Consider the following 16465-nt stretch of genomic DNA (forward strand, 5'->3'; position numbering starts at 1 on the left):
TCTATCACGATGTTTTTAAGGTTTGCGAAGTGCCAACTGTATAATCTGCACGTTGTATATTGTAAGGAATATTAAGTGCACTAAAGCATGCCCCAATATCATCTTTATTCTTTTTAAAGCAATTCTCTATATTCGTAGAAGAAGCAGCTGAAAAACTTGGTAATACAGAAATTACTGTAACTGCAATACGCTTAGTTGTATTTGGTACATTATTACTTGATCCCGCACTCGTCCCTATCGTTAAATTAGCCAAAGGCTGAGATGTGGTTGTGATTAAACTTAAATAAACCTGCGATAAAATCGCTGAACGACCTGTAGCAAACCAGGTTGACTTACAATACCCAGTTGAACCATTCTTTGTTAAGGTTCCATCAGGTGAAATTACACTGGCTTGATGTAAATTAAAGAATTTCGTATTTTCACCTTTATAACAAAACACTAACTCGTCATTTTTATTGTCATCAGAGTCAAAATACGCAAACATTCCGTTTGCAGCCAGTTGAGTTTCAACTTGGGTTGGATCCTCAACCCTAAATAATGCCGTGTCTGAATTCTCAAATAATAATTGTTGCACTTGTCCATTGGTTGCGATATTTAGCGACACCAAGCTTTGCCGAATTGCCAACGTGCCAATAATTGTCACCAATAAAAGTAGAATCAACACAACAATGATCGTATTGCCTTGCTGGGATTTTATATGTTTTGTCATTATCTCGCCCCCAAAGCATTACGTACAGCTACAGTTTGAGTGATTACTTGACGTAAATTTTTTATTTGCGCAGCTTGAATCGTGCTATTTAAGGTGACGGACTGATTTAAAACCTTAAATGTTTTAGATAAATTTATATTTGGATCATTGCCAACAGATTGATTTGATCGAGTTAAAAGACCTAATTTCACCCCCAAGATACGAGCATCTGGAGCAGATGCTACATATTGTGCAATCGTCATATCTCGAATATTGCCAGCACTGTTTTGCACAGAGAGTAGGATATGAAAATAATCCACTCTCTTCATAATAATTTGACCCGTTTTATCATTAAAAGCAGTCATATTATTTGAACGACCAGCAGCACAAACTAAAGCCAAAGCTGTAGCTGCTGTTTCATTTGTATTTACATTCGTATCTTGGCGTACAAAATAACGCTGAACCACATAAACTGAAGTACTCGTAATTTGTGTTCCCTCACAATCAAACCCACCCGTTTGCTGAGGTAAATACTGAATTGTAAGTTGGTCACTACCTACAGCGACATTTGAAGTATCACTAAGTGCGCTTTGACTAACAGCAGTATCAGCTATTCCTGCCAAATTTGCAGTACTAAATACAATTCCGCCATTTGCTAAACTTGATGTCATACTTGCCGTAGAACCGTTTAGATTCGCCATACGAATATCTTTAGTCATATAATTAAGGGCAAAATTAGCATTATCTTGAATATCAGCAGCACCTTGTTGCAAAGCAAAACTCTTTTGACCTGAAATAAAAAGCAGAGTCGCTGCTGCAACAATAATCATCCCTAGTACTAAAGAAACCATTAATTCAATAAGCGTAAAACCTTGTTGTGAATATCGCATTAGTATGCCTCCATCACGACACAGGTTGAGCCATCATTGTAAGAAAAACTAGATGTTGTACTATTGGTACAGGCTATATGACCTGATGTTGTAGCAGTGCTATTAGTAGGATCTGTTTTCCCCCATGCCACATAAACACACTGCCGACTATTTGCAGTACCTGGACAAGTCAGCATATTTAAAACCATTCCTATGCTATTCGCTTGCTCATATGCTTCATGAACATCGAAAGCAGCTTTCGCGGTAGGAGCACAAAATGCAGTATAACAATTTGTTGCAGGTGTAGATGCTTGACTTGTTGCACTTGCCAAGTTTGTTTGATAGGCCAAAATTGCTGCTGCTGAACTATTGATACGCATTTTTTCAGCTAAATCTCGTGCAATATTCATGGCCTGTATTCGATTTGCACCTTCTGCTGTAGCTTCAACAGCCCTCAACTGCAATGCAACAAAGCCCAACACAGCAATTGCCAACAGAAGCAAAGCCACTAAAATATCGAGCAAACCAACACCTTTCTGATACTTAACTTCCTGCATTACACCCTCCATTTACAAGCCCACCTTGCTGAACAACCCCCATACGAGAAATGACAATTTGTTTTGAATATTGGGCTTGCATTTGAGCTTGATCACACAAAACTAATGTTATGGCAGAACTCAATGGATTTGCTGGAGTCGTCGGATCTCGAACCAAACCATCCGTACGAAATACAATAGATGTTGTATTAGAAACTAAAGTAGATTTTCCAGAAGCCATCCAATTTAATGTACTTTCTGTATCACTTGAAGAAGAATTCAGTGCAACAGTTACTACTCTTCTTTCCAACGCTGCTTTAGAACGCGCTTTCTGCAAAACGATGACCAAGTCTCGTGTACTCTTATTTAAATTTTGCTTTAAAATTATGTTATTAAAAGAAGGAGCTGCCATCGTAGCAATAATTACCATAATCGCAATTGTCACCATCAATTCAATTAAGGTGAACCCTTTATATCTCTTTTGCATACTCCCTCCCCAAGGCAACAAAACTTTACCCTATTTAAAATCATATTCTAATTCTTTACACAACCAACACAATACAGGATAAAAGGCATAAAAAAACAGATGATTGCCAATTTACAATCATCTGTCAATTTATCAATAAAATTAGAATGTTAACTAATACACCTTTTAAGCTTGAGTTACCGCAATACGTAACTCTTTTGGCAAACTAAAAGTAATATTTTCTTCACGTCCAGCCAACTCTTGCGGTGGGGTTGCACCCCAATCCTGTAACCGTTGGATGACTTGTTTAATTAAAATCTCAGGTGCGGATGCGCCCGCTGTAACCCCAACTTTAGCAATATTTTCAAACCATGCTTGTTGGAGTTCGTCTGCATTATCAACCAAATAAGCCGATTTACCCATACGCTCTGCAAGCTCACGCAGGCGGTTCGAGTTTGACGAATTTGGTGAGCCAACCACGAGCACCACATCACATTGGGTCGCTAAATCACGCACCGCATCTTGGCGATTTTGAGTCGCATAACAAATATCATCTTTACGTGGTCCTTGAATCTCAGGAAATTTTTTACGCAAAGCATCAATCACTTTAGCAGTATCATCAATCGACAGCGTGGTTTGTGTCACAAAAGCCACATGCTCAGGGTGTTTAACTTCAAGCTCAGCGACATCCTCTTCATCTTCCACCAAATAAATTGCACCACCATTTTTTAGGTCGTATTGACCCATGGTTCCCTCAACTTCGGGGTGACCTTCATGACCAATTAAAATAGCCTCCACTCCCTCACGGGCATATTTAGTAACTTCAATATGAACCTTGGTCACCAATGGACAGGTTGCATCAAAAACCTTTAAACCACGACGTTCGGCTTCGATCTGTACCGCTTTAGAGACCCCATGTGCACTAAAAATTACAATATTGTCATCAGGTACTTCATCCAATTCATCGACAAAAATTGCACCACGTTGACGTAAATCATCCACAACGAATTTGTTGTGAACCACTTCATGGCGGACATAAATGGGCGGATTAAAGCACTCAAGCGCACGATTGACGATGGCAATCGCACGGTCAACACCTGCACAAAAACCACGTGGATTGGCCAATACAATTTCCATATGTTCCTCGATACCACTTTTCAATCAGCGGAAACTAATAAAATAAATGCAAACAAAGTGACGCCTAGCTATTTCGTTTAAACCTTGTCTGCTCTAAAATAGAGAAGATATTTTATCATATCAGGAAAAATATCATGTCGGGTCTCTTGTTTGTCGTTTCTGCAGCTTCAGGAACAGGCAAAACATCCCTCGTAAAAGCCCTCCTTGACCGTGTAACGAATCTTCACGTTTCTGTTTCTCATACTACACGTGGGCAACGTCCCGGCGAACTTGATGGTGTTCACTACCACTTTACCGAAAAAGACAACTTTTTAGCATTGGTTGAACAAGGTGGATTTATTGAATACGCTGAAGTCTTTGGTAATTACTACGGCACAGCACAAGCCACTGTGAAAGAACAATTGGCCAAAGGTCATGACGTCCTACTGGAAATTGACTGGCAAGGTGCACAGCAAGTTCGTAAACTTTTTCCTGACTCTAAACAAATTTTCATTTTACCACCAAGCCAATTTGACTTACGTCAACGCCTATCGAACCGTGGCACAGACTCGGTTGAAGTGATTGAGCGTCGTTTAGGCTGTGCGGTTGAAGATATGCAACAATATGTCAACTTTGACTATGTGATTATTAATGATGACTTTAATAAAGCCCTTCACGATCTTGAGTCTGTGATTATTGCCAATCGTCTTGTTCTTTCTCAGCAAGCCAATCGCCATCAAAAAATGATTTCTGAACTGATCACCCCTGTAGAGAAGTGATTAAAACTTGAGTCTACAGACAAAGCGCCTTATACTGCACAGTCTGTTTTATTTTCCCATTCATAACGAGAACTCTTATGGCACGCGTAACCGTTGAAGATTGTTTAGACCATGTAGACAACCGCTTTGAGCTTGTACTAGTGGCAAGCAAACGCGCGCGTCAATTGGCACGTCAAGGCATTGAACCTACTGTTGAGTGGGACAATGACAAACCGACTGTTGTTGCATTACGTGAAATCGCAGTAGGTCATGTTTCTAAAGATATTTTGAAACAACGTGAGCAAGACTACCAAACTTCGAGTCTTGATCTTGCCCTTTCTGCAAACAATTTGAATTTAGATGGTTTTTCTTTCCAATAAGAAAAATTTATCGTTTAAAAGCCTAGTTTTTAACTAGGCTTTTTTATTGGATAACTTTTATATTTCTGCAATACACGTTATAACTAGAAGATAAGATTCATCGTGGTTTAGGTGTATCTTTTTTGCTTTTATTCCAATGAAAAAATTGACAACTCATGCAATATGTTTTTCATTAGATGATCAGTAAAATTTTCTTGTAATTGCTACGTCTTAAAGGTGTTTTATGCCAGGCCCAATGGTCAGCCAAGCTAAACAACAGCTCAAAACTATTATCGATGCTTACTTAACTGAAAGCGATGTCGAGCGTGTGCTTGCGGCCTGTGATTATGCGGATATTGCCCATGATGGTATTACCCGTAAAAGTGGCGAACCGTATATTTTACATCCGATAGCCGTAAGTTGTATTTTAGCGCATATGCGTCTAGACGCAGAAACACTCATGGCCGCACTTTTGCATGATGTCATTGAAGACACTGACTTTAGCAAAGAAGATATTGCTGAGAAATTCGGCAAAACTGTCTCAGAGCTTGTCGATGGTGTCACTAAGCTCAGCCAGTCGAGCGATAAAGAATATAATAAAGCGGCTTCATTCCGTAAAATTCTGCAAGCAACACTACAAGATCCTCGTGTCATTATTATTAAACTGGCTGACCGCTATCATAACATGACCACCTTGGATGCACTGCGCCCCGACAAACGCGCACGTATTGCCCAAGAAACCTTTGATATTTTTGTTCCAATGGCACGTATTGTTGGTATGAATGAGATGGGCGATAACCTTGAACATTTGTGTTATCAAAACCTCGATCTCGATATGTATAACAATGTCCAAGAGGCTTTATTACAAACCAAACCCAAACGCTGTGAATATCAAAGTAAATGGGAACATAATCTAACCGAATTACTGAAAACCCATCAAATTTCAGGTCGCATTAAAAAGAAAAATAACAATATTGAACTACTGCGCCACTTTGTCAAAAATGACATTGATCTACATGAACTCACCCACAGCCATGCCTTTGAAATCATTTTAAATAGCATTGCAGACTGCGACCGCTTAGCCGAGGTGTTGCGTGAGAGTTTTCAAGTTTTGCATTTTGCAGACCATATTCGCAAACCGCTCCCTGGTGGTAACCAATCGTTACTACTACGTTTGAAAGGTGAAAATACGACACTATCAGTAACCATTCAAACAGAACTGATGCGTAAAGCTGCGCGTTTTGGCGTGGTGCTTGGTGACAGTGCACCACAAGCTTGCCGCTCTGCAATTCAAGCCTCAATGCAGAACTTAAATGTCTTAATTGATGGTGCCTGTGCCAAGACCACCTTTAGTGAATTACTCGACTATCTACATCAAGAGAAAATATGGGTCTACACTCCACAAGGTCATTTACATGAATTACCGCAAGGAGCAACAGTAGTCGATTTTGCCTACTCTGCCAGCTTATTTTTAGGTAACCATGCAGTAGGTGCAAAAATTAATGGGGAAACCAAACCCCTTTCTACACCATTGCACAGTGGGCAGGTGATTGAAGTGATCACCGATGTCTTAGCCACCCCCAATCCGGATTGGCTCAGCTTCGTCAACACACAAAAAGCCCGCCGTGCTTTGCAAAATATTTTGCGCGATCAAGATATCGAAGAACAACGCTTAGTGGGTCAACAAGCTTTAAATCGTGCCTTAAAGCTATTTAATGTCTCCATCAAAGACTTAACTGAAGCCGACTGGTTAGAGCTTCTACAATGGCGTCATATCGAAACTAAAGACCAACTGTTTGAGCAAATTGCCGTAGGTGATTTATTACCACAACTGGTTGCGAATCATTTATTTGCACATGATCAAGGGCAACAAGAGTCTGATCGACTGATCCAAGGTACTGAGGGAGTCGATGTTAAATATGCACATTGCTGTAACCCTGTACTCGGTGACCCAATTCAAGGACACTTATCCCGTCGTGGTCTGATTGTCCATCGAGCACGTTGCCACAACCTCTTACATGAACAACATCTGCACCCTGAAAACATCATGCCATTACAATGGACGAATGAAAACGAAGAAGAAATTAGTTTCACTGCATATTTACTCATTAATATGGCAATGGATGATGAGCAAATTTCCGACCTAATCTACCAATGTCGTAAAGAAAAAATCGGGGTAGAGATGGTTCGCAACCAAGATGATAAAACCTATGTCAATGTGGTCGTGCATAACCGCAAGCAAATTGCCAAAATTATCCGCGATTTACGTATGCATTTTGGCTTCCCACGTATCAGTCGACTGGCTCAACCTGTCAGTCTTTCTGAAACTTCAGTTGCGAGTTAATTATTTAAATCTGCACATTTTAATGCCAATCTAAGCTATGATTGATGGTGAATGATAATAGGAGAACACGATGTCCCGCCAAGTAATTCATACTGAAAATGCCCCTGCTGCAATCGGCACTTACTCACAAGCGATTCTAGTCGGCAATACACTTTATCTTTCTGGTCAGATTGGTTTAGATCCGTATAGTATGGAATTGGTTGAAGGCATTGAAGCGCAAATTCGTCGTGTTTTTGACAACCTAAAAGCCGTATGTGAAGCAGCAGGTGGAACTCTGGCTGATATCGCTAAATTAAATATTTTTTTAACCGATCTCTCTAACTTCCAACTCGTTAACCAAATTATGGGCGAATATTTTGCACAGCCCTATCCTGCACGTGCTGCACTCGGCGTGGCGAGCTTACCTAAAAATGCGCTGGTTGAAATGGATGGCATTGTAATTATTAATCAATAAGTTATGATTTCAAAAAAAAGCCACCGATCAAGTGGCTTTTTTTTATCCAAAATCTCAATAAAAACGAATGGAATTCCAAATGATTTTTATTGACAAACGATAACAATTATCAATAATATCACTTATCTTATTTATTTCATGTGGCTTGCTGAAATGTACGTGTGCTTATGCCGTGGTATTACAGATCAAGATATTAAAGATGCCGTTGAAAATGGTGCGGGAAGCTATCGTGAAGTCCGCGAGATGCTAGACCTCGGCACATGCTGTGGGCGCTGTGCACCAGAAGCACGTTCGATCATTAGCGCTGAAGTATCTGCGATTGCCTCACGTTTGGCGATTGCGGCATAAATAAGTATTTGTTTCATATTTTAGAATAATCATAATTATAAAATTACTCTTTATGAGTAACTCCTCCCCCGCTTATGACTCTAGGCGGGTTTTCTTTTCTTAAAATAACCCAAAAATTCAACTCTCATTCCGCATGCTTTTGATTGCGATTTTCATTTGCTGTTCTATAAATTACTCGCCAAAGATCGCATTGTTGTTTAAGATATTTCTCATAAGTTATTGATATTATTTTTTAGCAGCAGTTTGAATGGAGCTTCCTCATGAAAGGCAATCGTGATGTAATTAATCAGTTAAATCAGGTGCTTTATCATCATTTAACTGCAATTAACCAGTATTTTCTTCACTCGCGTATGTTTAATGACTGGGGTATTGAGCAACTTGGCTCTGCCGAATATAAAGAATCCATTCGTCAAATGAAACATGCCGATAAAATCATTGAGCGTATTCTTTTTTTAGAAGGCTTACCAAACCTACAACACTTAGGCAAACTTTATATCGGGCAACACACGGTTGAAGTACTAAACTGTGATGTACGTAAGGTCAATGAGAACATTGAAGCTATTCAAGCCGCTGTAAAGCTCGCTGAAGAGCAGCTAGATTATGTCACTCGTGATCTCGTGCAAGAAATTTTAGAGAAAGAAGAAGAGTGGTTAGACTGGACAACCACACAGCTTGATTTGGTTGAAACTGTGGGTATTGAGAATTATATTCAGAGCCAGATGTAAGTTATTTTAGAGCCCGTAATAACGGGCTCTAAATTAAATACCTTTACACGCTGTAGGTAAATATAATTGCCTAATTTCCGTAGATGTACACTCCCAATGTGCAGAGCCATTACCAGCATAATTCATCATTGCAAAAATGTTTTTTATGTTAAACACTAAGATGAGATGACCCTAGTCAGAAAATATTTTTTAATTTGAGCACTTAGACCCTTTTCATGAATCAAAGAAAAACAATCCTAGTTTTAGCATCAACTTATCCACGCTGGTCGGGAGATCCTGAACCAGGCTTTATACATGAATTATGTAAAAGGTTAACTTTACAATTTAACGTTATTGCACTTGTACCAGATTCTGTAGATGCGGAGCCCAATGGGCTACTTGATGAGGTTAATGTAATCCGCTATCAATACGCACCCAAAAAACTACAATCTTTAGTTAATAATGGCGGAATTGTTAATAATTTAAAAACCTTTTGGTGGAAATGGCTTCTTGTTCCAGGTTTTCTTATTGGTCAATATATTGCCGTGAAAAATATTCTACTCAAACAAAAAGTTGATATTATTCACGCCCATTGGCTTTTACCGCAAGGTTGGATTGCATATTCGCTCGCTAAACACTTTAATATACCATTTATAGTTACATCTCATGGAGGCGATTTATTTGGTTTACAAGGCAATATTTTAACCAAAATTAAAAAGAAAGTCGCAGAAAATTCTGAGGCAATGACTGTAGTTAGCCAAGCAATGCATGAATATTTAAATCAATTGCAGATAAAACCCCAAGCACTTACAGTTATTCCCATGGGGGTAGACTTACAAAATAGATTTACACCAAATCCATTAAGAAATCGTCAAAAAAATGAATTACTTTTTGTTGGCAGACTCGTTCCAAAAAAAGGGTTAAATTACTTATTAGATGCTTTATCAGTTTTGGTAAAAGAACGCCCAGAATTACAGCTTAAAATTGTAGGGTTTGGACCAGAAGAGAACAATTTAAAAAAGCAAGTAAAACAACTTAAACTTGAGGAAAATGTTAGTTTTATAGGCGCCTTGACACAAGATAAACTCCCTCAAATGTACCATCAAGCCACTCTGTTTGTTGCGCCATTTGTACGAGCCGATAATGGAGACCAAGAAGGATTACCTGTTGCATTGATGGAGGCAATTGGTTGTGGCTGTCCTGCAGTAGTTGGGCATGTCGTGGGCATTGAGGATTTATTAGGTGAAGATATTACACAAATTGCAGTTAATCCACATAATATCGCTGAATTAATAACAGCTATTTCAAATGCACTGAATAATCCAATTCTGGCACATGAACGAGCTATGCGTATTCGGCAAAATGCCATCGAATTAATAGACTGGAATAGCATTGCACAATCTTATGCTAAACTCCTAGATACAAGTATTAACCATTATCTCACTAAAAATTAAGATTTTAGAGATGTTATCAAAGGTTCTAATCGGTTGATGATTGTCTTCCAATCATCAATAGTGAAATCTACTTTATCAGGAACATTGATCTGTTGTTTTAATTTGAAAACAAGATCCTGTGTATTGCCAGCTTCAAATAATGCATGAGGTAGATCAGCAAATAAATTATTCATCTCACCAATATTTGATACAACTACAGGCAAACCACAAGCCAACATCTCATATGCTTTTTGTGGAAAACAATAACGTCCAAATGGAGTATCCAATATAGAAATTACACCAACATCTAACGCCTGAAAAACTATAGCAATTTCGTGATGTGGTAAAGCTCCCAAATAGTGAACCCGATCTCCTCTAGGAGGGGGGCAATCTTGTTGAAAAGGACCTGCCAATACCAAATGAACATCTGGCATCTCTTCTTCTATACTTTTCCAAGCTTGATAAAGAACTTCAACACCTTTGTCTTTATATAATCCACCTGCCGTGCCAATATATCGCTTACCAAGATTTAATCCCAGCTGCTTTTGAGCTTCACTCTTATTTTTTCGACAAAATATCTGAGTATCGACCGTACTTGGCATCGAAACAACTAATCCTTTAGCATCATAATCATTTGACACTAACTCAGCTAAAGGTTGACTAGTTGTAGTCACCAAGCTTGCTTGTCGCACAGCTTCACGTAAAAGATACTTAAAACCAGGGATTCGAGCCTGTCCAAACCCCTCAAAATTATCATAGAGGTCTGCCACAAAAGGAACTTTTAATTTTTTAGCACACCAAGCCCCCAGAACAATATGTGGAATATCAGAAGCTGAAATAATCACATCTGGTCGATATTGACTTAACATTTTTAACAATAAAAATGGATACGTTAATAAACCCATCTTTGTCAGCTTTTTATAACTTTTTGAATGCCAGATCAGCTTCTTTTGCTCATCCGATTCATCCCAAATACCTTCGTTATGTGATTGGTAACTCAGACAAAAACATTCTACCTGATGACCCAATAATGCAAGTTGATTCGGAATCTCATATAAACGAGCATATTTATCCAAAATGACATCTTTAGACATATATTGTCGTTTACATAAGAATGCGATTTTCAATTACTTTTTCTCCAAAATTTTGCCTACCGCATTTAACGCAGCACCTACAACTTGATCCATATTATAATAACGATACTCAGCCAAACGTCCTACAAATGTTATTTTCTCTTCCGCATTTGCAAGGAACTGATATTTTTTAAATAGCTCTTCATTCTCATCACGTGGAATTGGATAGTATGGATCACCCTTATCCGTAGGATATTCCCGAACGATAGATGTTGACTCTGCCTTTTGCCCAGTTAGATACTTAAATTCTGTAATTCGAGTAAAGTCATAGTCATTTGGATAGTTGACCGTTCCAACACTTTGATAGTGTTCAATGCTTAAATGCTCATGTTCAAAGCGCAGTGAACGATATGGCAAATGTCCAAATTGATAATCATAAAATGCATCTATTGGCCCTGTATAGACCAGATGATCATACTTAATATTTTGTGCCAGTAAGTCTTTATAATCTGTGCTTAATTGGACTGTAATGTTTGGATGTTTCAGCATATTTTCAAACATAGCCGTATAGCCATGCAGTGGCATGGCCTGATATGTGTCAGTAAAGTAACGGTCATCTGTATTGGTTCGTGTTGGTATACGTGCTGCCACACCTGCCTTTAACTGGGACGGATCTAATCCCCATTGTTTTTTTGTATAGTTCAGAAAAAATTTTTCATATAAATCACGCCCAACCGAGTTAAGTACAACATCTTCACTGGTCTTTATCGAATCACACGGTTCACGTACTTTTTCAAAATATTCAGTAGCTTGTTGCTCGGTTAAATCCAGACTATAAAGCTGATTTAAAGTATCTCGATTGATTGGAAACGGATATTCTTTGCCCTCAACCACACCACGAACACGATGTTCGTAGTGGCGCCACTCTGTAAATTGCGATAGGTAGTTAAAAATACGTTCACTGTTCGTATGAAAAATATGTGGCCCGTATTGATGAATCAAAATATCATGCACATCTTTAACATCATAAGCATTGCCACCGATATGGTTTCGGCGGTCAACAACGAATACTTGATGCCCTGCTTCTGCTAACTCTCGCGCAGAAACTGCACCAGCAAATCCTGCCCCAACAATTAAAAACTGCATACTATTTCCTTATAAATCCCACTTGTCATGACGTCTTCCAGTATTATGAAATACACCATCATAAAAACCAGCAAAAAATGCCTTTACTTGTTTTAGGCGTTTTTTTTCATTAAGCAAAGCTGCAAACAATCGAATAAATGATGCTGGAATTGTTTGTGTATAATACTTAAATCCATAATATTTTTTGGCGATTAAGAGTCGATTCCGTGTATCGTAATAACGCTTCCATGCAACCAAATTCAAACATGTAATTTTCTTTCCTAAAAAATTAAATTCATAACGATCTGATTTTGGATGCTCAATTTGGCTTTGCCCGCAAATAAAAATTTTATGCCCTGCATGCTGTGCACGCATACAATATTCAACATCGTCCGCTGCAATAAAGTATGAAGCATCTGGCAAGCCAATGTTTTGATAGATTTCTTTACTGGTTAAGAATCCTAAAAAGGGCAAAGATTGCACTTCGGCGAGTTCAGAAACCTGTTTTTTTAGATGAACCGTCTTATTGTCAGTCAATAATGTGGTTGCCCATGCAGTATCCTCTCCATTTACAGCCAGCGAACCATAAATATGCTCAGGGGTTACATACCGCATAAGTTCTTCTAAGGCGGTAGGATGAGGTATAGCATCATCATCCATCATCCAAACATAGTCTGCACCATGTTCAAAAGCATATTGCATACCTGCTGCAAAACCGCCTGCTCCGCCTGTATTTTCTTTCAAAGCAATTAACTGAATTTTTGACTGTTCTAGCCAACCATTTTGTTGCAATGTTTCAATTGTTCCATCTGTTGAGGCATTGTCCACAATCAAGATTTTTGATGGCTGCTGTGTTTGTACTGATAATGCTTGTAAACATTGCAACAATAATTGCTTTCTATTAAAAGTTACAACAACAACCATAAAATTTTGCATAATTTATCTCAAATCTTCCGAATATAAGAGCTACAACCTAGCTTATATTTCAATCGCCTGAATTGATGATTCATCCACCGTTTAGGCAACATTAACCATTCTATAATAAGCGGATGAATCCAATTAGGTAATTTCTGAAAAAAAAGATCGCTTGGTCGTGAATTTGGATCGAGTGTACGTGCATATAAACCAATTTTTGTCCAATATATTGGCGCCTGACAAAATGCTAAATGTAAATTTCGCCATAACCCAATTGCTAAAAATTTCTTACTTTTTTCTTCCAACTGATAATACTCATAATATTTTAGAATATTCTCAGTATTGTTCTTAAAAGCTGGATAATAGATATAGGGTGTCGACAATCGATCATTAGAGTGTTGAAACCAAGCCCCAACTACTTGATCCCTATATATCCATTTACATTTTTTACTTAATAAAACAGAAAAAAACCATTCAAAATCTTCTCCATTATGATTAAATTCATTCCAAATTAAATTTTCTACAGATCTTTTCTTATATAAATTATTTAATGTTGTTCCTATTATTTCTCCAGAAAGGATTGCTTCTGAACCACTCTTATATTTATGTAAATAACTTACAGGATATTTACCACCTAACTCATCTAAGCAAAAAAGCATATAAGTACTTAAATCGGCATCTGAATTATATAACTCAATATATTGCTTGTAGGCTACTTCAGGTATTAAATAATCATCGTCATCCAAGAAGCGAATTAATTCTCCTTGTGCAATAGAAAGCCCATAATTACGAGCCTTAGAAACATTCCCTTCCTCTAATTTATAATATCTGACTAAACGATGTTGAAAGGATGTGCTTTCATCAAAAAGCATGCCATTTTTGCCATTCAAAATTACAATAATTTCCGTTTGGATTCTTGCATCATCAATCAGTGCACTTTTAATTGCTCTTTGTAACAGTTCAGGACGACGACCCGCACTAGGTATAATTATACTAGTTATAATTAACATATTAGAGGGCCTTATAATCGACGATTCTTCTTGGTTATGAATCTAAAGACTCTGGTTACAACACGAAGTGGCGCTGTTAATTCCCAAGAAAATGACGACTGGATTTTCTCCATAATCCATCTAGCCTCTTGCTCAGATTCAGGAATCTTATCTGGGGGGCACTGAGTGCCTTTCAATACTCTATATAGCACCCCTCTGATTACCTTCATAAGACGCCATGATAAAGAGTTATAATAGCTAGCACATAAATTCCGATAGTAAAAGACATCCTCTCTTGAATAAGTTACTGTCTCCACCTCAAGCGCCCACCATCCAAAATGTGCTAACTTTAAATTCTTAATATGATCTCCTGCCACTTTCCATTCCTGTTTTTTCATTTTTATGACAGCTTCATTCTCTACACCAGCAATATTTGTATTACTACCATCTGCTCTCAGACAATATTGAGTTGACTCTAATGGTATGTAGCAAGGTTTATACTTATAAGCTAATTGAAGCAAAAAGTCATAATCCTCATATTTCGACAAGCTTTCATTAAAATAACAAACTTTTTCCAATCTATAAGTATCAATAACAAATGAATGTATTGGTATAAAGTTTTTCGTCAAATGTTCCAAAAATGAATAATAATTTCCATGAAAAATATTATATCTATAATTTAATTGATTGTCTTTATTATAAATAGCCCAATCACAATCAGTAAAGCACCAAACTGAAGTGCTATTTTCTAAATTTGAAATGCAGACCTGAAAATGATCTGGATAAATTTTATCATCATCATCTAAAAATGACAAATATCTACCTGTGGCATTATCGATCCCAATATTTAATGATTTTGACCTCGCATCAAAATCAGCATAATGATGAATAAATTTTATTTTTTTAGCAAAAAAAATAGACCACCTCGATAAAACAGGCTCTATTAAACTTAAATCTTGATTATTAATTGTTGTCTGACATACGACAATAATTTCAAGGTCATCATAATTTTGCCCGCTCAAGATAAATAGGCATTTATCTAAAAAATTATGTCTATCTGGCATAGTCCGAACAATTACAGAGACAGTCTTATTCATATTAAACTTTCTTCCACATCGGCTTACTAAAATTTAAGCCATAATTAAAATTAGGGCTAATACTCCTAACGCTTTTGTGTGACTGCTTTTTTATATTTATCATATTTTTTTCAACTGATTGTGCGGCATTATTAGAAATCCCCATTAAAATCTTTCTAGAAAAATCATAAAAACTCCTAGATCGCCATTTATAGGCCAAGATCATAGCAGATTTCCAAATCTCTATCTCCCTACTCTTCCTATCTTCTGCAAAATGAAAAAAAAGTGCAGTACTACATGTAAAACATTGAATATTATTAGCTCTTGCACGCCAAGAAATATCAACATCCTCACAATATAGGAAAAAATCTTCATCAAACCCATTTAAATACTTATAAATACTCTTAGACATGAGTAAACATGCACCAGAACACCAATCTGTAAGGCCTGTATTAGGATCGTAGTATTTAGGATGCATAATTGGCTCTTGAATCGCTTCAAACAAGCCATTCAAATTTTTACTTTTTGCTAAAGTTAATAATTCCTCAAGGCAAGTTGGATGCATAAAACCATCTGGATTTAGTGCAAGATAAAAATCAGAGGTGGAATGATTTACAAGGTTATTATGACCTCCTCCGAAGCCTTTATTTTCGCCCTTCAAAATAATTAGATTGAAACTTAGGTTATCTTGGGATTCCTTCCACTGAAGTATATAATCTGCATTTTCTCCCGTTCCTTGATCAATTACTATTACTTCAGGTATTTGAGCTATAGCTGTCTGGCTTAAAATACCTCTAAAGCATTTTAGAATATCATCGGTAGAATTGTTATAAAAAATAATTCCTATTGCTACTGTAGGATACATCACTATTCCGCCATAAAAGTGTTTAACTAAACATTACTGATCCATAAAAATCATCTTTTTACATTAAAAAAATCATGTTCCATCAACCATATATCCCCAAGTAGGTTAATACATACGCCTGCTTTGGGTAACTGATTACCTCAGGATACAAATACTGTAGAAACATTTTTACTCCTACAAAATATTCAAATGTTGTAACTTGAATACTGCCACTTATCCACGTCAACAGAATGTCAATTATCTTGTTTAATTGAAAAAGAACTTGCACCTATTAACATAAGAATTTATATCCAAATTAGAATCATGGCGTACTGTGCCATCATCAGTAACGCTATAGATGCTAATCT

18 protein-coding genes are annotated in these 16465 nt (G+C 37.3%); 7 read left to right on the forward strand and 11 right to left on the reverse strand.

Annotated features, from left to right (window positions below; genetic code table 11):
- Positions 1–4: 4 nt before the first annotated feature.
- The 5 genes from ACE01U_RS02790 to ispH form a co-directional block, all read right to left on the reverse strand.
- Positions 5–709: a PilX N-terminal domain-containing pilus assembly protein gene (locus ACE01U_RS02790; RefSeq protein WP_395578649.1), complete on the reverse strand. Its 705-nt coding sequence runs from the start codon at positions 707–709 to the stop codon at positions 5–7.
- Positions 709–1578, reverse strand: coding sequence for a prepilin-type N-terminal cleavage/methylation domain-containing protein (locus ACE01U_RS02795; protein ID WP_395578650.1), 870 nt, complete (start codon positions 1576–1578; stop codon positions 709–711). Before ACE01U_RS02795 ends, ACE01U_RS02790 begins: the two co-directional genes overlap by 1 nt.
- Positions 1578–2114, reverse strand: a complete 537-nt coding sequence (gene pilV, locus ACE01U_RS02800; protein ID WP_395578651.1) for a type IV pilus modification protein PilV — start codon at positions 2112–2114, stop codon at positions 1578–1580. The genes ACE01U_RS02795 and pilV overlap by 1 nt, the downstream gene beginning before the upstream one ends.
- Positions 2101–2580: a pilus assembly FimT family protein gene (locus tag ACE01U_RS02805; protein ID WP_395578652.1), complete on the reverse strand. Its 480-nt coding sequence runs from the start codon at positions 2578–2580 to the stop codon at positions 2101–2103. Before ACE01U_RS02805 ends, pilV begins: the two co-directional genes overlap by 14 nt.
- Before the next feature lie 165 nt (positions 2581–2745).
- Positions 2746–3696: a 4-hydroxy-3-methylbut-2-enyl diphosphate reductase gene (gene ispH / locus ACE01U_RS02810; protein ID WP_395578653.1), complete on the reverse strand. Its 951-nt coding sequence runs from the start codon at positions 3694–3696 to the stop codon at positions 2746–2748.
- 134 nt (positions 3697–3830) lie between these two features.
- Here ispH and gmk point away from each other — a divergent pair, with 134 nt between their 5' ends.
- From gmk to ACE01U_RS02845, 7 genes are all read left to right on the forward strand, one after another.
- Entirely contained in the window at positions 3831–4454 is a 624-nt protein-coding gene (gene gmk, locus ACE01U_RS02815; protein ID WP_395578654.1) for a guanylate kinase, read from the forward strand.
- Between the two features lie 77 nt (positions 4455–4531).
- Entirely contained in the window at positions 4532–4813 is a 282-nt protein-coding gene (gene rpoZ, locus ACE01U_RS02820) for a DNA-directed RNA polymerase subunit omega (RefSeq protein ID WP_086209029.1), read from the forward strand.
- 223 nt (positions 4814–5036) lie between these two features.
- Positions 5037–7136: a RelA/SpoT family protein gene (locus ACE01U_RS02825; RefSeq protein WP_086209030.1), complete on the forward strand. Its 2100-nt coding sequence runs from the start codon at positions 5037–5039 to the stop codon at positions 7134–7136.
- A 70-nt stretch (positions 7137–7206) separates the two neighbouring features.
- Complete coding sequence (locus ACE01U_RS02830) at positions 7207–7590, forward strand: RidA family protein (RefSeq protein ID WP_004691470.1); 384 nt, start codon at positions 7207–7209, stop codon at positions 7588–7590.
- Between the two features lie 153 nt (positions 7591–7743).
- Positions 7744–7938, forward strand: a complete 195-nt coding sequence (locus ACE01U_RS02835; protein WP_010327639.1) for a bacterioferritin-associated ferredoxin — start codon at positions 7744–7746, stop codon at positions 7936–7938.
- A gap of 260 nt (positions 7939–8198) precedes the next feature.
- A complete protein-coding gene (gene bfr, locus ACE01U_RS02840; RefSeq protein WP_110974031.1) occupies positions 8199–8663 on the forward strand; it encodes a heteropolymeric bacterioferritin subunit Bfr in 465 nt (154 codons plus the stop codon).
- A gap of 215 nt (positions 8664–8878) precedes the next feature.
- The gene (locus ACE01U_RS02845; protein ID WP_395578655.1) at positions 8879–10096 is read left to right on the forward strand and encodes a glycosyltransferase; all 1218 of its coding nucleotides are present in this window, start codon (positions 8879–8881) and stop codon (positions 10094–10096) included.
- Here ACE01U_RS02845 and ACE01U_RS02850 read toward each other — a convergent pair.
- Genes ACE01U_RS02850 through ACE01U_RS02875 form a run of 6 tightly spaced genes read right to left on the reverse strand, consistent with a single transcriptional unit; the run spans position 10093 to position 16118 of the window.
- The gene (locus tag ACE01U_RS02850) at positions 10093–11169 is read right to left on the reverse strand and encodes a glycosyltransferase family 4 protein (RefSeq protein ID WP_395578656.1); all 1077 of its coding nucleotides are present in this window, start codon (positions 11167–11169) and stop codon (positions 10093–10095) included. The genes ACE01U_RS02845 and ACE01U_RS02850 overlap by 4 nt on opposite strands.
- A 33-nt stretch (positions 11170–11202) precedes the next feature.
- The gene (gene glf, locus ACE01U_RS02855) at positions 11203–12294 is read right to left on the reverse strand and encodes a UDP-galactopyranose mutase (RefSeq protein WP_395578657.1); all 1092 of its coding nucleotides are present in this window, start codon (positions 12292–12294) and stop codon (positions 11203–11205) included.
- A gap of 9 nt (positions 12295–12303) precedes the next feature.
- On the reverse strand, positions 12304–13209 hold the full coding sequence (locus tag ACE01U_RS02860) for a glycosyltransferase (RefSeq protein WP_395578658.1): 906 nt from the start codon (positions 13207–13209) through the stop codon (positions 12304–12306).
- Positions 13210–13217: 8 nt separating this feature from the next.
- Positions 13218–14198 carry a glycosyltransferase family 2 protein gene (locus ACE01U_RS02865; RefSeq protein WP_395578659.1) on the reverse strand — a complete coding sequence of 327 codons (981 nt, stop codon included), beginning with the start codon at positions 14196–14198 and terminating at the stop codon, positions 13218–13220.
- An 11-nt stretch (positions 14199–14209) separates the two neighbouring features.
- Positions 14210–15274, reverse strand: coding sequence for a glycosyltransferase family 2 protein (locus tag ACE01U_RS02870; protein WP_395578660.1), 1065 nt, complete (start codon positions 15272–15274; stop codon positions 14210–14212).
- A gap of 1 nt (position 15275) precedes the next feature.
- On the reverse strand, positions 15276–16118 hold the full coding sequence (locus ACE01U_RS02875; protein ID WP_395578661.1) for a glycosyltransferase family 2 protein: 843 nt from the start codon (positions 16116–16118) through the stop codon (positions 15276–15278).
- Between the last annotated feature and the right edge of the window lie 347 nt (positions 16119–16465).

This window comes from Acinetobacter halobius, from assembly GCF_044130335.1.
Lineage (GTDB): Bacteria > Pseudomonadota > Gammaproteobacteria > Pseudomonadales > Moraxellaceae > Acinetobacter.

Coding starts and splice junctions, on each gene's coding strand:
- gmk (WP_395578654.1), top strand. CDS start 3,831: ATGTCGGGTCTCTTGTTTGTCGTTTCTGCAGCTTCAGGAACAGGCAAA.
- ACE01U_RS02805 (WP_395578652.1), bottom strand. CDS start 2,580: ATGCAAAAGAGATATAAAGGGTTCACCTTAATTGAATTGATGGTGACA.
- glf (WP_395578657.1), bottom strand. CDS start 12,294: ATGCAGTTTTTAATTGTTGGGGCAGGATTTGCTGGTGCAGTTTCTGCG.
- ACE01U_RS02845 (WP_395578655.1), top strand. CDS start 8,879: ATGAATCAAAGAAAAACAATCCTAGTTTTAGCATCAACTTATCCACGC.
- ACE01U_RS02870 (WP_395578660.1), bottom strand. CDS start 15,274: ATGAATAAGACTGTCTCTGTAATTGTTCGGACTATGCCAGATAGACAT.
- ACE01U_RS02865 (WP_395578659.1), bottom strand. CDS start 14,198: ATGTTAATTATAACTAGTATAATTATACCTAGTGCGGGTCGTCGTCCT.
- ACE01U_RS02790 (WP_395578649.1), bottom strand. CDS start 709: ATGACAAAACATATAAAATCCCAGCAAGGCAATACGATCATTGTTGTG.
- pilV (WP_395578651.1), bottom strand. CDS start 2,114: ATGCAGGAAGTTAAGTATCAGAAAGGTGTTGGTTTGCTCGATATTTTA.
- rpoZ (WP_086209029.1), top strand. CDS start 4,532: ATGGCACGCGTAACCGTTGAAGATTGTTTAGACCATGTAGACAACCGC.
- ACE01U_RS02850 (WP_395578656.1), bottom strand. CDS start 11,169: ATGTCTAAAGATGTCATTTTGGATAAATATGCTCGTTTATATGAGATT.
- ACE01U_RS02825 (WP_086209030.1), top strand. CDS start 5,037: ATGCCAGGCCCAATGGTCAGCCAAGCTAAACAACAGCTCAAAACTATT.
- bfr (WP_110974031.1), top strand. CDS start 8,199: ATGAAAGGCAATCGTGATGTAATTAATCAGTTAAATCAGGTGCTTTAT.
- ACE01U_RS02875 (WP_395578661.1), bottom strand. CDS start 16,118: ATGTATCCTACAGTAGCAATAGGAATTATTTTTTATAACAATTCTACC.
- ACE01U_RS02860 (WP_395578658.1), bottom strand. CDS start 13,209: ATGCAAAATTTTATGGTTGTTGTTGTAACTTTTAATAGAAAGCAATTA.
- ACE01U_RS02795 (WP_395578650.1), bottom strand. CDS start 1,578: ATGCGATATTCACAACAAGGTTTTACGCTTATTGAATTAATGGTTTCT.
- ACE01U_RS02830 (WP_004691470.1), top strand. CDS start 7,207: ATGTCCCGCCAAGTAATTCATACTGAAAATGCCCCTGCTGCAATCGGC.
- ispH (WP_395578653.1), bottom strand. CDS start 3,696: ATGGAAATTGTATTGGCCAATCCACGTGGTTTTTGTGCAGGTGTTGAC.
- ACE01U_RS02835 (WP_010327639.1), top strand. CDS start 7,744: ATGTACGTGTGCTTATGCCGTGGTATTACAGATCAAGATATTAAAGAT.